Genomic DNA, 14,150 nt, shown 5'->3' on the forward strand with positions numbered 1-14,150 from the left:
GGCGCTCCTTGTTCCGTGAATATTCGTGAGCCGTCCGTTGTTGTCCGCTGTCCGTCTGCCTGCCACTGCCAGCCAGTTGCGCGCCCTTCTGCAAGCGCGCGGCCTGCTCGTCGTGCTGCTGGCGGTGGTCGTCGGCGTCGTGGCCGGCGTGCTGGTCACGGCCATGAGCCAGTTCGTGCAATTCCTGCACTGGCTGTTGTTCAACACACCGCCGGGCGGCCGTTTGTCGGCCATGCTCGCCTTGAGCAATCCGTTGCAGGCGGCGATGCCGGCGCTAGGCGGCATTCTGCTCGGCCTCAGCATCTTCTGGCTGCGCTGGCGCAAGTTCCGCACGCCCGTCGATCCGATCGAGGCCAATGCGCTGCATGGCGGCCGTATGTCCCTCACCGACACCTGCATCATCGCCGGGCAGACCATGCTGTCGAGCGGCTTTGGTGCGTCGGTGGGGCTCGAGGCCGGCTATACGCAGGTGGGCTCGGGCTTTGCTTCCTATCTCGCCCGCTTCTTTCGCCTGCGCCGCAGCGACATTCGCATCCTCGTCGGCTGCGGCGCGGCCGGCGCCATCGCTGCCGCCTTCGATGCGCCCCTGACTGGCGCTTTCTATGGCTTCGAACTGATCATCGGCATCTATTCGATCGCCAATGTAGCGCCTGTGATGGCGGCGGCGATCTCAGCCGCTTTGGTGACGAACTGGCTTGGCGGCGTGCCCTTTCCGATCGAACTGCCGCATCTGCCGGCGCTGACCGCCAGCCAATATGTGCCCTTCATCGTGCTTGGGCTGATCGGTGGTGGGCTGTCGATCGCGTTGATGTATCTGGTCGCTGGTGTCGAACGTGCCTTCGCCAAATTGTCGATCCCGCAGGCGGTGCGTCCCTTCGCCGGCGGCTGTTTGGTCGGCCTGCTTGGCCTCCTCAGTCCGCAGGTGCTCTCCAGCGGCCATGGCGCCTTGCACACGGTCTTCCAGCTCGATCACAGCCTGGCTTTCATCGCCGGCCTGTTCGCGCTCAAAGTGGCGGCTTCGGCTTTGTCTCTTGGTGCCGGTTTTCGCGGCGGTCTGTTCTTCGCATCACTGCTGCTGGGCGCTTTGCTCGGCCGGATCTTCGCCGGTCTGATCGCCTTCGCCGGACCGCTGTTCAGCATCGATCCCGGTGTTGCCGCCGTGGCCGGCATGACCTCGATGGCGGTTGGTATCGTCGGTGGTCCTCTGACGATGACCTTCCTCGCCCTGGAATCGACCCGCGATCTCGCCTTGACGGGCGTGGTTCTCGCGACGTCGATCATGACATCCGTTCTGGTGCGCGAGACCTTCGGCTATTCGTTCTCGACCTGGCGTTTCCATCTGCGCGGCGAGACGATCCGCAGCGCCCAGGATGTCGGCTGGATCCGCAATCTCACCGTCGGCACGATGATGCGCAAGGATGCCGAGACGATCGACGCTTCAACCACGGTGAGCCAGTTCTGCGCCAAGTTTCCGCTCGGCGCCACGCAGCGCGTCATCGCCATCGACGAGAACGGCCATTATGCCGGCATGCTGCTGGTCGCCGACGTCCATGCGCATGATGCGGAGGCCAGCGCGCCCGTCAGCACCTTGGCGAAACATAAGGGCACAGTTTTGGTGCCGGCCATGGATGCGTCTATCGCCGCCTCGGCCTTCCAGCAGGCCGATGCGGAAGAGCTGGCCGTCATTCGAAGCGTCAACGATCCTGTGGTGATCGGCCTTTTGACCGAAAGCCATCTGATGCGCCGCTATGCCGAAGAGCTGGAAAAGGTGCGGCGCGATCTGGCGGGCGAAAAGTAGCCACGGTTCTGTCGCCGCTCTTAGGTCCTTTTCGGCGCAATCTCCGTCGACCATAGAGCATTGTCGTCGATATCGCGCAGGGTCACGGTCATCGCCTCGCTCTCGCCATCGATCGCCACGTGGCCGAAGAACTGCAAACCTTCGCTCGGCCCGGCATTGCGCCGCTGGTTCTGGCCCAAACCCTTGGCATAGTGAAGTTGCGGGCCAAATGTGTTGTCGAGTGGCTTCTGGCTGCCGCTGCCGGCGTGGAGCGGGCCGGAGACGAATTCCCAGAATGGTTCGAACTCCTGGAAAACGGCCTTGTTGGGATCGTAGTAGTGGGCGGCCGTGTAATGCACGTCCGCCGTCAGCCAGACGGTGTTGCCGATCTTGTTGTGCTTCATGAAGGAGAGAATGTCGGCGATTTCCAATTCGCGACCTCGTGGCGGGCCATCGCTTTGGGCGATGGCTTCGGAGCCCCATTGGCGGAAGGTGTCGTAGACCACATAGAGGCTGATCGGCATGTCGGCGGCGAGCACTTTCCACGTCGCCTTCGAGGCGAGAAGCTCGCGCTTCAGCCAGGCGATCTGCTGGGGGCCGAGAAAATAGGCGTCCGTGCCGTAGGCCTCCTGCAGGTTTTCACCATTGGGGCCGCGATAGCTGCGCATGTCGAGCATGAACACGTCGAGCAGCGGGCCATAAGAGATTTTGCGGTAGACGCGACCGGGCTCGGCGATCGAATTGCGCAGCGGCAGATATTCGTGGAAGGCGCGGCTGGCGCGCGCCATCAGCGCCATGGCGTTCTTTTCGGTATATCCCCTGTAGAGATGTTCGGCGCGCGTCAAAGGCTCGGCCGGCCACCAATTGTTGCTGACCTCGTGATCGTCCCATTGGGTGAGGATCGGCACTTGCGCATTGAAGGCGAGGGCGTTCTTGTCGAGGAGATTGTATTTGTAATTGCCGCGATAGTCGTCGAGCGTCTGCGCCGGCCGGGATTTTTCCTCGGTGACGAAATTCTTCCAGATCTCGCCGTTCGGCAGTTTCATCTCGGCCGGCAGCGGCGCGTCGGCATAGATATTGTCGCCGCTGTGGATGAAGAAATCCGGCCGGTGTTTCAACATGGTGGCATACATGCGCATGCCGCCGCGCGATTCATCGATACCCCAGCCCTGGCCTGCGGTGTCGCCTGACCAGATGAAAGAGACCGAACGGCGATCGCTGGGGGGCGAGCGGAAGCGGCCGATTTTTTCGGGACCGATGATGGTTGGTTCCGACAGGTCCTGCAGGCGAATACGATAGAAAATGTCCTGGCCGGCGGGCAGGCCCTCGATCAGAGCTTTGGCAGTAAAATCGCTCTCGGGCAGTGCATCCATGAAGAGGGAATGGTGAATGTCCTTGAAACTGTCCGATGTCGCGACATCGACGAGCATGCGCGACGGCCGATCAGCCCGCGCCCAGACCACGCCACCATCGCCGGAAACATCGCCCGATTGCACGCCATGGGAGATCAGGGGGCGCGAGCCGGCGCGGCTGATATAGGGTTTGGCGATGCCACCGGCGAAGGAAGCGGCGAGGGCCGTACCGCCGGTGAGCAGAAGGCGGCGTGAAAGTTTCGGTGTCACAAGTTGAGGCATTGAAGTCCCTTTTGGGCTCTTTCTTTCGATGGCGAAGCCTTGGCTCTGGATTGCTTCGCTTCGCTCGCAATGACGGGTGTCGTCATTGCGAGGAGCGTAGCGACGAAGCAATCCAGTTCTTTCAGCTCCGCTTCGGTTCGAGCTTCGTCGACCACAGAGCGTTGTCGTCGATATCGCGCAGGGTCACGGTCATCACGCCGCTGTCGCCCTCGATCGCCACATGTCCGAAGAACTGCAAGCCTTCGCTCGGCGCCACATTCTGTCCCTGCTCCTTGCTCGGCGCTTTGATATAAGCGAGCTGCGGCCCAAACGTGTTGTCGAGATCGTTCGGACCGAAGCTGCCGGAATGCAACGGGCCGGAGACGAATTCCCAGAACGGTTCGAAGTCCTGGAATACGGCCTTGTTGGGATCGTAATAGTGCGCGGCGGTGTAGTGAACGTCCGCCGTCAGCCACACCGTATTGGTGATCTTGTTCTGCTTCATGAACGACAGGATGTCGGCGATTTCGAGTTCGCGGCCGCGCGCCGGGCCGTCGCCCTGGGCGATGGCCTCGGAGCCCCACTTGCGATCGCCGTCATAGACCACGACGAGACCGATGGGCATGTCGGCGGCGATGACTTTCCACGTCGCCTTTGAGGCCAGCAGTTCGCGCTTGAGCCAGGCGATCTGCTGGGGCCCGAGAAAATAGGCGTCCGGGCCGTAGCTGTCCTGCAGGTTTTCGCCGTTCGGCCCGCGATAGCTGCGCATGTCGAGCATGAACACATCGAGCAGCGGACCGTAGGAGATTTTGCGATAGACGCGGCCAGGCTCGGTGATGAAGGTCCGCATCGGCATATATTCATGGAAGGCGCGGCCGGCGCGCGCCACCAGCAGCAGCGCGTTCTTCTCGGCATATTTGCGGCGCTGGTGTTCAGCGCGCGTCAAAGGCTCCTGCGGCCACCAATTGTTGGTGACTTCATGATCGTCCCATTGGGTGAGGATCGGGACATCAGCATTGAAGGCGAGGACGTTCTTGTCGAGCAGGTTATATTTGTAATTGCCGCGATATTCGGCGAGCGTTTCGGCGGGCTTGGATTTTTCTTGCGTGACGACGTTCTTCCACATTTCTCCGTTGGGCAGTTTCTGTTCGGCGGGGATCGGCGCATCGGCATAGATATTGTCGCCGCTGTGAATGAAGAAATCCGGCCGGTGTTTCAGCATGGTGGCATAGGCGCGCATGCCGCCGCGAGATTCGTCGATGCCCCAGCCTTGGCCTGCGGTGTCGCCCGACCAGACGAAGGAGATCGAGCGGCGATCGGATGGGGCCGAACGGAAGCGGCCGATCTTTGCTTCGCCGATGATCGTCGGCTCCGAGAGATCTTGCAGGCGGATGCGATAGAAAATGTCCTGGCTCGCCGGCAAGCCTTCGATCAGGGCTTTGGCGGTGAAGTCGCTCTCAGGCAGGGCATCCATGAACAGCGAGGTATGAATGTCCTTGAAGCTGTCGGTGGTCGCTATATCGACGAGCATGCGCGAAGGACGATCGGCGCGCGCCCAGACGACGCCGCCGTCACCCGAGACATCGCCCGATTGCACGCCGTGGGTGAGCTGCGGCCGGTCGCCGGCGCGGCTGATGGCGGGCCTGGCTATGCCGCCGACGAGAGAAGCGGCGAGGGCCGAACTACCGGTGAGCAGCAGGCGGCGGGACAGGCGCGGCGAAACAATCCGAGGTGTCATTCGAGCCATCGGCTCCTCCTTTGGATCGTTCCAATGTGGGGTGCCTATCTGACGACCGGCCGTAGCTTTCGTGACAGTTTTGTGATGTTCACAGCGGATGAAAATCAGTCGCGCGTGTGAACCTTTCGGCCGGCGACATAAGTCGCCTTGATGGCGCGGTCATCACCCAAGGTCATCAGGATGAACAGGCGCTCGTCGAGGCTGCGGGCATAGGATTCACGTTCAGCCAGCAGCGGCGTGGCCAGAAAATCGAGCACGGTGAGATCGGCATCTTTTCCAGCTTCGATACTGCCGATGTGCTGATCCTGATAGATGGCGCGCGCCGAGCCCAAGGTGGCGAGATAAAAGGCCTGGTGCGCCGACAGCGGGAAATTGCGCAACTGCGCCACTTTATAAGCCTCGTTCAATGTGACCAGCGGCGAGAAGCTGGTGCCGGCGCCGATATCGGAACCCAAAGCGGTGCGCACCGGATTGGCCGAGACCAAAGCACGTTCGAGATTGAACAGGCCGGAGCCGAGAAACAGATTCGAGGTCGGGCAATGGACGATGGTCGCGCCCGCTTCGGCGAGGCGCTGCCATTCGGCTTCGACGAGATGAACGCCGTGGCCGAAGAGCGCGCGCGGGCCAACGAGGCCGAAATGATCGTAGACGTCGAGATAGTTCTTGTTGTCAGGGAAAAGCTCTTGCACCCATTTCAGCTCGTCGGTGTTTTCCGAAATATGGGTCTGCATATAGGCGCCGGGAATCTCCTTGAAGAGCGCGCCGGCGGCTTCCAATTGGTCGGGCGTGCTGGTCGGCGCGAAGCGCGGCGTCACCACGTAGAAGAAGCGGCCGCGATGATGCCATTTTTCGGCCAGCGCCTTCGATTGATCGTAGCCGGTCTGGGTGGTGTCGCGCAGACCCTCCGGCGCATTGCGGTTCATCAGCACCTTGCCGGTGCCGGTGCGCAGTCCTAAAAGTTCGGCTTCCTCGAAATAAGCATCGACCGCCTCGGGATGGACGGTGGCATAGGTGATCGGCGTGGTGACGCCAGCCTTGATCTGCTCGCGCAGAAACACTTTCGCGACCTGGCGGGCGAAGGTCTTGTCGCGATAGCGTTGCTCGGTGACGAAGACATATTTGTCGAGCCATTCGAGCAGTTTCTTGCCATAGGCGCCGACCATGGGCATTTGCGGATAATGCACATGGGCATCGATGAAGCCTGGAATGATCAGGCCGTCGCGATGATGTTCTAACGTCACGCCCGCGGGGACGCGGTTCGCCTCATAGGCGCCGGCATAGGTGATTTTGCCGTCCGCGATGACGATGAGGCCGTCGCTCTCGTAACGATAGGTGTTCTCCGCCACGTCTTTGAACGGGTTGCCGGTGTAGCTGAGAAACGCGCCACGCAGGGCGGAGGTCATGATCGAAGGTCCTTCACGGCGAAGCGGCGCTTCCGGGAGATTGCATGAAAGTGGAGTGGATACAAAATTCGCAGCGAGATTTATCGAGATTGGTATTCAAACGGATTTTGCAGCTCTCGCAAAAATGGGTTGAAATTCGCAGGGGAGTTTTTGCATGAACCGTTTCGTCATCATTTCGGGCTGTTCCGGCGGCGGCAAATCGACCTTGCTCGCCGAGCTGGCGCGGCGCGGCCATGCGGTGGTGGAGGAGCCCGGGCGGCGGATCGTGCAGGAGGAGGAAGCCCAGCGTGGCACGGCTTTGCCCTGGATCGATCTGGCCGCTTTCCTGCGTCGTGCCGCGGCGCTGTCGCTGGCCGATCGCGAGGCTGTGGCGCAGGAGCCGGGCTGGGTGTTTTTCGACCGGGGGCTGGTCGATGCCGCTGTCGGTCTTGAGCATGAAACTGGTGAGCCGGTGTTGCAGGTGCTGGGCCAGGCGCATCGCTACCACGGCCAAGTCTTCCTGACGCCGCCGTGGCCGGAGATTTATGTCACCGATCCGGAACGGCGTCATGGTTTCGAGGCGGCGGTGGCCGAATATGAGCGCCTGCTGCGGGCTTATCCGGCGCTGGTCTATGACGTGATCGTCCTGCCGAAGGTGAGCGTGACCGAGCGCGCCGATTTCATTTTACGCCGGCTGGACGGCGATTAGCGGTTCTTGGCGAGCCGTGTCGCCAGCACGTTGCGGATGGCGAAGCTCGAATGAATGCGCTGCACGCCGGGCAGGCGCGAGAGAATGCCTTTGTGAATGGCTTCGAAATCGCCGGCGCTCGCCACTTCGACACGCAAGAGATAATCGGCGCCGCCGGTCATCAAATAGCATTCGAGGATTTCGGGATGCTGGCGCACGGCGGCTTCGAAACGGTCGAGATCCTCCTCCGTCTGCCGCTCCAAGGTGATGTTGATGATGACGGCGATGGCGGAGGCATCGGACGCCTGGCCGATCAGCGCCGTATAGCCGCGCAGAATGCCGTCGCGTTCCAGCATCTGGATGCGCCGCAGGCAGGCTGAAGGAGACAGGCCGACTTCGGCGGCGAGCTTGGTCGTGCTGATGCGGGCGTTGAGCCGCAGCAGGCGGATGATGTTGCGGTCGATCGTGTCCAGTCCAGCCATGCAAATATCCAGCGTGATTTGCGGTAAATAATCAAAAATCATCTATTTTTGCAAGAAACAGAGAGTAAATGCGCGAAAATTTCGTATATTTTGCAATAGATTGCCCCTCGGGTTGATTGGAGCGGGCAATGGGTGAAGTGGTGAGATTGGGGTACGCCCCAAGTGGGTGTTCCGGCGTGCTCACCATTGATCTTGGCGCCCTTCAGCGGAACTACCGGGCGCTGGCCGACCGATTGCGCCCGGCCGCGACGGCGGCGGTGGTCAAGGCCGACGCCTATGGGCTGGGGGTCGATCAGGTCGGCCCGGCGCTTCAGACCGCCGGCTGCCGCGATTTCTTCGTGGCGCAGTTGAGCGAAGCGGTGTCTTTGCGGCGGCTTCTCACTCATGAAGTGCGCATCTATGTGCTCAACGGCTTGCAGCCCGGCGAGGAAGCAGCCGCTGCCGATCTTGCCGTTGTCCCTGTGCTCAATTCGCTCGAACAGCTTTCGCTTTGGTCGGCGCTCGCCAAGCAGCGCGATGCCAGGCTGCCGGCGCTGTTGCAGGTCGATACGGGCATGTCGCGCCTCGGTCTGTCACGCCAAGAGGTCGATGCGCTCGCCGCCGATCGCAGCCTTGGCGAAGGTGTCGATCTGCGTTTTCTCATGAGCCATCTCGCCTGCGGCGACGAACACGCCCATGGGCAGAATGCCGAGCAACTGGCGGTGCTGCATCAGGTCGCCGCCTTGTTCCCCGATCTGCCGCTGTGCTTCGCCAATTCAGGCGGCATCTTTCTCGGGCACGGCTTTCACGGGAGCCTGGCGCGTCCGGGCATTGCGCTTTATGGCGGTACGCCAAGCGATGCGCCTGACGCCGGGATGCAGCCGGTGGTGCGCCTCGACGTGCGCGTGGTGCAGACGCGCAGCGTGCCGGCGGGGACGCGCGTTGGTTATGGCGCCACCTATGTCGCTTCCGCCGAGATGCGGCTGGCAACCCTGGCGGCCGGCTATGCCGACGGTCTGCCGCGCAGTCTCAGCAACGCAGGCGCCGCTTATTATGAGGGCGTCCGCCTGCCGATCGTCGGTCGCGTTTCCATGGACAGTCTGACCATCGATATCAGTGCTTTGCCAGCATCGACGCTCCGTCTCGGCAGTATGGTGGAGATCATCGGTCCGCATCAAAGCCTGGAGATGATCGCGGCGGACGCCGGCACCATCTCCTATGAAATCTTGACCAGTCTTGGCCGCCGCTTTCATCGTCATTATGTCGTGTAGACCGAGGCTACTATGAAAATCGTCGTTCTGGGGGCCGGCGTCATCGGCGTCACATCAGCCTATTATCTGGCGAAGACCGGCCATGAAGTGGTCGTGCTCGACCGTCAGCCGGATGTGGCGCTGGAGACCAGTTTCGCCAATGCCGGTGAAATCTCGCCGGGCTATGCCTCGCCCTGGGCGGCGCCGGGCATTCCGATGAAGGCGGCGAAGTGGGTTTTCATGAAACACGCGCCGCTCATTCTGCATCCTCTGATGGATACGGCGACGTGGCGGTGGATGTTTTCGATCCTGATGAACTGCACCGCATCGCGTTACGCGCTCAACAAGAGCCGCATGGTGCGCGTCGCCGAATATAGCCGCGACTGTCTGATCGCGCTGCGCGACGAGCTGGGCATCGCCTATGATCACCGTACGCAGGGCACCTTGCAGTTGTTTCGCACCCAGAAGCAGCTCGACGGCACGGCCAAGGATATCGAGGTGCTGCGCGAGTATGGCGTCGCCTATGAGGAGCTTGATCCCAGCGGCTGCGTTGCCGCCGAGCCGGCGCTTGCCCATGTGCGCGAAAAATTCGTCGGTGGCCTGCGGCTGCCGCATGACGAAACCGGCGACTGTTTCAAATTCACCACGGCGCTGCGCGCCCAGGCTGAAGCACTGGGCGTGACGTTTCGTTTCGGTGTCAATTTGCGCGGACTGACCCAGGTGGGCGATCGCGTCATGGCGGTCGAGACCGATCAAGGCGCGGTGAGCGGCGATGTCTTCGTCACGGCGCTCGGCAGTTTCTCCTCGGCCATGCTAAAACCGCTCGGGCTGAACCTGCCGATCTATCCGGTGAAGGGCTATTCGATCACTGTGCCGATCGTCGATGAAAGCCGCGCGCCCGTCTCCACCATCATGGACGAAACCTATAAGATCGCCATCACGCGTCTGGGCGATCGCATCCGCGTCGGCGGCATGGCGGAGATCGCCGGCTTCAACACCGATCTGCCGCAAAGCCGGCGCGGCACGCTGGAATTTTCGGTCGAGGATCTGTTCGGCGGCGCGGGCGACCAGAGCCGCGCCAGTTTCTGGACCGGCCTGCGGCCGATGACACCGGACGGCACGCCGATCATCGGCGCGACGCGCTTGAAGAATCTCTATATCAACTCCGGCCATGGCACGCTCGGCTGGACCATGGCCTGCGGTTCCGGCCGCGTGCTGGCGGACCTGATCGGCGGCCGCAAGCCGGAGATTGAGACCGCCGATCTGGCACTCAGCCGCTATAGCTGATCGAAATCGTTCATCGACTTTTACAGCTTTAAGATTTGGATCGATGTCGGGCGCATCGCTATCCTCCTCTCGTGCGCCGGCTTCAGCATCCGGCGACGGGGGAGATGGAATGGCTGAGAGTGAGCAGCGGGCTAATCCGGCCGGTATCAGATTGGGCGTGGTGAGCGCGATCATCGCCGCGAGCCTGACGACCAGTATCACCGTACCGCCGATCCTGCCGAAAATGCTGGATCATTATCGCGATGTCGCGAATGCCACCGTGCTGGTGCCCTTGGTGGTCACTTTGCCATTCTTGGTCAGCGTCATCATCGCCCCCTTCATCGGCGCTTTGAGCGATCGGATCGACCGTCGCGCCATCGTCATTGCTGCGTCGCTGCTGGCGACCGTTTTCGGTTGCGCGCCTTTCTTTCTCGAAGAGCTTTATGCGGTTCTGGCGGCGCGCTTGCTCATGGGGCTCGCCACGGGCACCTTGCTGGTCTGTACCTCGGCTTTGATCGCCGATCTGTTCACCGGCCCCGGGCGGCAACGCATGCTCGGCATGAAATATGCCGCGCTCGGCGTCACCCATATTTTCGCCTTCGCTTTGATCGGTCATCTTGCCGAGGCCGACTGGCGCAATGCCTTCCTGATTTTTCTCTGGGGCCTCGTCGCCGCCGGCCTGACATGGACGTTCATTCCGCGCCGGCCCAATGCGGCGCCTGGTGTGGTGGCGGCGCCGGTCGCACCCATCCCCTGGCTGCGGCTGGCGCCGGTCTTCGCCGGTGTGCTGCTCGGCGCGATGACATTCGACGTCTTGCTCACCGGCACCCCTTTCCTGGCCATCGAACGCGGCTTTGGCGGCGCGCGCATGGCCGGCTATCTCGCTGCCGTGGCGTCGACGGGCATGTTGATCGGCGCCAGCGCCTTTCCCTTCATCGCCCGGCGTCTTGAAGGCACAGCATTGTGGGTGGTGATTTTCGTCATCACCTCCGCCGGCTATGTGTTTCTCGCGGCAGCGCCGTCCTTGCCGTTCATGGTGGCGGGCATTCTCATCGTCGGCACCGGCTGCGGTATGGTGCAGCCCAATAGTCTGAGCCTGCTGTTCGGGCAGGTGCCGGTGACGGCGCGCGGACGCGTCGCGGGTGTGCAGACGACCTGCTTCTTCTTTGGCATGGCGGCGGGTCCCTTGATCGGCGTCACGCTCGGCAAAGCGCTCGGTTCGCATGTCATTCTGTTCGATGGCTTCGGTCTCGTGCTGGCTGCGATCGCGGCGGTCTATCTGCTGCTGTTCTGGCGCGCGCGCTCTTCCGATCCGCGTGGCGAACGGACTGAGCCGGCGAAGCCGATCAGTCCTGCTCATTGAGACGTTAGTTTTTATGCGTTGGATTGATTGAACACCGGCTCCTAGGCTTCTCCCGTGTTTGAAAACGAGGTGTGAGGGAGGCGCCTATGCCGGAGATGTTGAGGTCGCGATCCACTGGGGATCGCGACGGCTTTCTATCCTACGATCTGCTGGGTCTGACCGTCGCGTTCGATCGCATCTATCGCGTGCCAATGGCCGAGCTCTGGGCCTGTCTGACGGAGCCCGATCGGATGGCAGGTTGGCTGGGGCCGGTTGAAGAGATCGAGCTGCGTGTCGGCGGACGCATTGTTTTCTGCCTGCATCCGCAGAACGGCGCCTGGCTGCGCGGCGAGATTTTGGCCTTGGAGGACGGCCGTAAGCTTGAATTCACCTGGACCGTGCCGGCGCATGGTCAGGCGCCCGATTTTTCCGGCTCGGTGCTGGCGCTGGGCCTTGAGCCCGCGCCCGGCGGCAGCCGCTTGTTGTTTCGCCATCGCGGCGTGCCCGAGCCGCGTGTGCTCGACATTCTCGCCGCTTCCCATCTGCGTCTCGATCAATTGCCAACCGCGTCCGGTGCGCGCGCGGTCGTCGATCGCCAGCGCTTTCTCGCGCTGCGCGAGCTTTATGCCCGCGATTTTTCGTTTGGAAAGGAGACTGTCTGATGCGTGCCATTGTCATTCCGCAACCGGGTGGTCCTGAAGTGCTGGCGTTGCGCGATGTCGCCGAACCCAAGCCAGGACCGAGCGAAGTGGTGCTGCGTGTCGGCGCGGTCTCGGTCAATCGCTCTTATGATCTGGCCGTGCGCGCCGGTACGTCGCCGTTCAATCCGTCCTATCCGCTGACACCCGGCGTCGATCCGTCGGGCGAGATCGTCGCGGTGGGCGATGGCGTCGATCGTGCCCGCATCGGCCAGCGCGTGACCGTGCTCGGCATGGTTCGTTGCGGCAAATGCGAGCCGTGCCAGGCCGGGCGGCGCTGCCTGCACAACAAGCCGATCGGCGTGCAGGCGCCTGGCGGCTGCGCCGAACATGTGTCTGTCGATGAATTGCAGGTGCGCCCAATCCCCGATGGGCTCAGCTATGCCGATGCGACGGTGATCAGCCGCCATGGCGCGGCGGCAACGGCGCAGATTGCCACGGCGGCTTTGCAGCCGGGCGAATGGGTGTTGGTGATGGGGGCGGCTGGAGGGCTCGGTAATATCCTCATTCAACTCGCCGCCATGGCCGGTGCGAAAGTGATTGCGGCGGCGGGTTCTGCGGCGCGCGTGCAAGCGGGGCTCGATGCCGGCGCTGCTTTCGGCATCGATTATGGCCGCGAGGATCTGGCCAAACGCGTGATGGAGATCACTGATGGTCGTGGCGCCGATGCGGTGCTGGAAAACATCGGCGATCCCGATTTGTTCAAGGGCGCCTTCGCCAGCCTCGCCATGGGCGGACGGCTTGTCACCATGGGCTATCATGGTGGCGGCATCGTGCCGCTCGACGTGAAGCACCTGCATCTAAAGCGGCTGCGCGTGCTCTCCGTCGCGCCGGCCAAGGGCGATGCCGATCTGATGCGCTGCCTGCAATGGGGCGCCGAGGGCAAATTGACGGCGCTGATCGCCAAAACCTTTCCGCTCGAAGAGACCATCGCAGCGCATCGGCTGGCGGAACGGGGCGATGCCATCGGTAAGATCATCATCGCGCCGTCATGATCAACGTTGTCGTTCAGGCGGTGACGCGTCCGGTGGCGGGCGTGCGTCGTTTCGTGCTGGCGGCGGCGGATGGTCGGCCGCTCCCCGCCATTGCGCCGGGCGATCACATTGAGGTCGAAACGCCGTGCGGTCTCTTGCGGCCCTATTCGTTGTGTGGCGACCCGGCTCAGCGGGAGACTTATGAGATTGCCGTTTTGCGCGAGACGCAGGGGCGGGGTGGCTCGCGCGCGATGCATGACGCTCTGGCGAAAGGCCGGCGCTTGCGGATTTCAGAACCGCGAAGCCTGTTTCCGCTGCGATCGGGCGCGTCCTTCTATCGGCTGATCGCTGGCGGCATCGGCGCGACGCCGCTGGTCGCCATGGCGCATCATCTGGTGCGCGAGAAGCAGCGTTTTGATTTTCATTACTGCGTGCGCAATCGCGAAAGCCTGGTGTTTTGGCCGGAGCTGGAGCGGCTGGTGCCGCATGGTGCCCTGCATGTGCATCTTTCCACCGGTGAGGATGCGCGGCGTTTCGCGCCGCGCGCCGATCCGCCGCCCGAAGGTTGCGCGGTCTATTGCTGCGGCCCGCCACCGTTGATGGAGGCGGTGCATGCGGCCTATGCCGGTCTGTGTCCTGTTCATAGGGAGAGTTTCAAGCCGCAGGTGCCCGATGACGCGACGGCGTTCGAGGTCGTGCTGGCGCGCTCGGGGCGCACCGTGCCGGTGAAGGCGGATGAGAGTATTCTCGTGGCGCTCTGGCGCGCCGGTATCGAACGTCCGTTGAGCTGCGAGACCGGCATTTGCGGCACGTGTCGCACGCCATGGTGTGGCGGCGAGCCGGAGCATCGCGATAGTGTGTTGAGCGCGGAAGAGCGCCAGCGCGAAATGCTGATCTGCGTGTCGCGCTGTCGGTCGAAGACATTGGTGTTGGATATTTAGCAACGTGCCCGTCGTTGGGT

At 62.5% G+C, this 14,150-nt stretch carries 12 protein-coding genes; 8 read left to right on the forward strand and 4 right to left on the reverse strand.

Annotation, left to right across the window (positions count from 1 at the left end; genetic code table 11):
* Positions 1-40 precede the first annotated feature (40 nt).
* Positions 41-1,798, forward strand: a complete 1,758-nt coding sequence (locus tag OIM99_RS08645; protein ID WP_409371507.1) for a chloride channel protein — start codon at positions 41-43, stop codon at positions 1,796-1,798.
* A gap of 20 nt (positions 1,799-1,818) precedes the next feature.
* Here OIM99_RS08645 and OIM99_RS08650 read toward each other — a convergent pair whose 3' ends face one another.
* The 3 genes from OIM99_RS08650 to guaD form a co-directional block, all read right to left on the reverse strand.
* A complete protein-coding gene (locus OIM99_RS08650; protein WP_311849927.1) occupies positions 1,819-3,411 on the reverse strand; it encodes an alkaline phosphatase D family protein in 1,593 nt (530 codons plus the stop codon).
* A gap of 121 nt (positions 3,412-3,532) precedes the next feature.
* Positions 3,533-5,128: an alkaline phosphatase D family protein gene (locus OIM99_RS08655; RefSeq protein WP_311849928.1), complete on the reverse strand. Its 1,596-nt coding sequence runs from the start codon at positions 5,126-5,128 to the stop codon at positions 3,533-3,535.
* Positions 5,129-5,232: 104 nt separating this feature from the next.
* Positions 5,233-6,531 (reverse strand): guanine deaminase, encoded by a 1,299-nt coding sequence (guaD, locus tag OIM99_RS08660; protein ID WP_311849929.1) that lies wholly within the window; start codon positions 6,529-6,531, stop codon positions 5,233-5,235.
* A 154-nt stretch (positions 6,532-6,685) separates the two neighbouring features.
* On the opposite strand from guaD, the gene OIM99_RS08665 reads away from it, so the two are divergent.
* Positions 6,686-7,219: an AAA family ATPase gene (locus tag OIM99_RS08665; RefSeq protein WP_311849930.1), complete on the forward strand. Its 534-nt coding sequence runs from the start codon at positions 6,686-6,688 to the stop codon at positions 7,217-7,219.
* Here OIM99_RS08665 and OIM99_RS08670 read toward each other — a convergent pair.
* Positions 7,216-7,680: an Lrp/AsnC family transcriptional regulator gene (locus tag OIM99_RS08670; protein ID WP_311849931.1), complete on the reverse strand. Its 465-nt coding sequence runs from the start codon at positions 7,678-7,680 to the stop codon at positions 7,216-7,218. The two genes, OIM99_RS08665 and OIM99_RS08670, sit on opposite strands and share 4 nt — an antisense overlap.
* Positions 7,681-7,808: 128 nt before the next feature.
* Here OIM99_RS08670 and alr point away from each other — a divergent pair, with 128 nt between their 5' ends.
* The 6 genes from alr (at position 7,809) to OIM99_RS08700 (ending at position 14,130) form a co-directional block, all read left to right on the forward strand.
* Positions 7,809-8,930 carry an alanine racemase gene (alr, locus tag OIM99_RS08675; RefSeq protein ID WP_311849932.1) on the forward strand — a complete coding sequence of 374 codons (1,122 nt, stop codon included), beginning with the start codon at positions 7,809-7,811 and terminating at the stop codon, positions 8,928-8,930.
* Positions 8,931-8,942: 12 nt separating this feature from the next.
* Positions 8,943-10,196: a D-amino acid dehydrogenase gene (locus tag OIM99_RS08680; protein ID WP_311849933.1), complete on the forward strand. Its 1,254-nt coding sequence runs from the start codon at positions 8,943-8,945 to the stop codon at positions 10,194-10,196.
* A 109-nt stretch (positions 10,197-10,305) separates the two neighbouring features.
* Positions 10,306-11,538: an MFS transporter gene (locus OIM99_RS08685; protein ID WP_311849934.1), complete on the forward strand. Its 1,233-nt coding sequence runs from the start codon at positions 10,306-10,308 to the stop codon at positions 11,536-11,538.
* An 86-nt stretch (positions 11,539-11,624) separates the two neighbouring features.
* On the forward strand, positions 11,625-12,179 hold the full coding sequence (locus tag OIM99_RS08690) for an SRPBCC domain-containing protein (RefSeq protein ID WP_311849935.1): 555 nt from the start codon (positions 11,625-11,627) through the stop codon (positions 12,177-12,179).
* Complete coding sequence (locus tag OIM99_RS08695) at positions 12,179-13,210, forward strand: zinc-binding dehydrogenase (protein WP_311849936.1); 1,032 nt, start codon at positions 12,179-12,181, stop codon at positions 13,208-13,210. Before OIM99_RS08690 ends, OIM99_RS08695 begins: the two co-directional genes overlap by 1 nt.
* Complete coding sequence (locus tag OIM99_RS08700) at positions 13,207-14,130, forward strand: PDR/VanB family oxidoreductase (RefSeq protein ID WP_311849937.1); 924 nt, start codon at positions 13,207-13,209, stop codon at positions 14,128-14,130. The genes OIM99_RS08695 and OIM99_RS08700 overlap by 4 nt, the downstream gene beginning before the upstream one ends.
* Positions 14,131-14,150 lie beyond the last annotated feature (20 nt).

It is taken from the genome of Methylocella sp. CPCC 101449 (genome assembly GCF_031921685.1).
Classification (GTDB): domain Bacteria; phylum Pseudomonadota; class Alphaproteobacteria; order Rhizobiales; family Beijerinckiaceae; genus Terripilifer.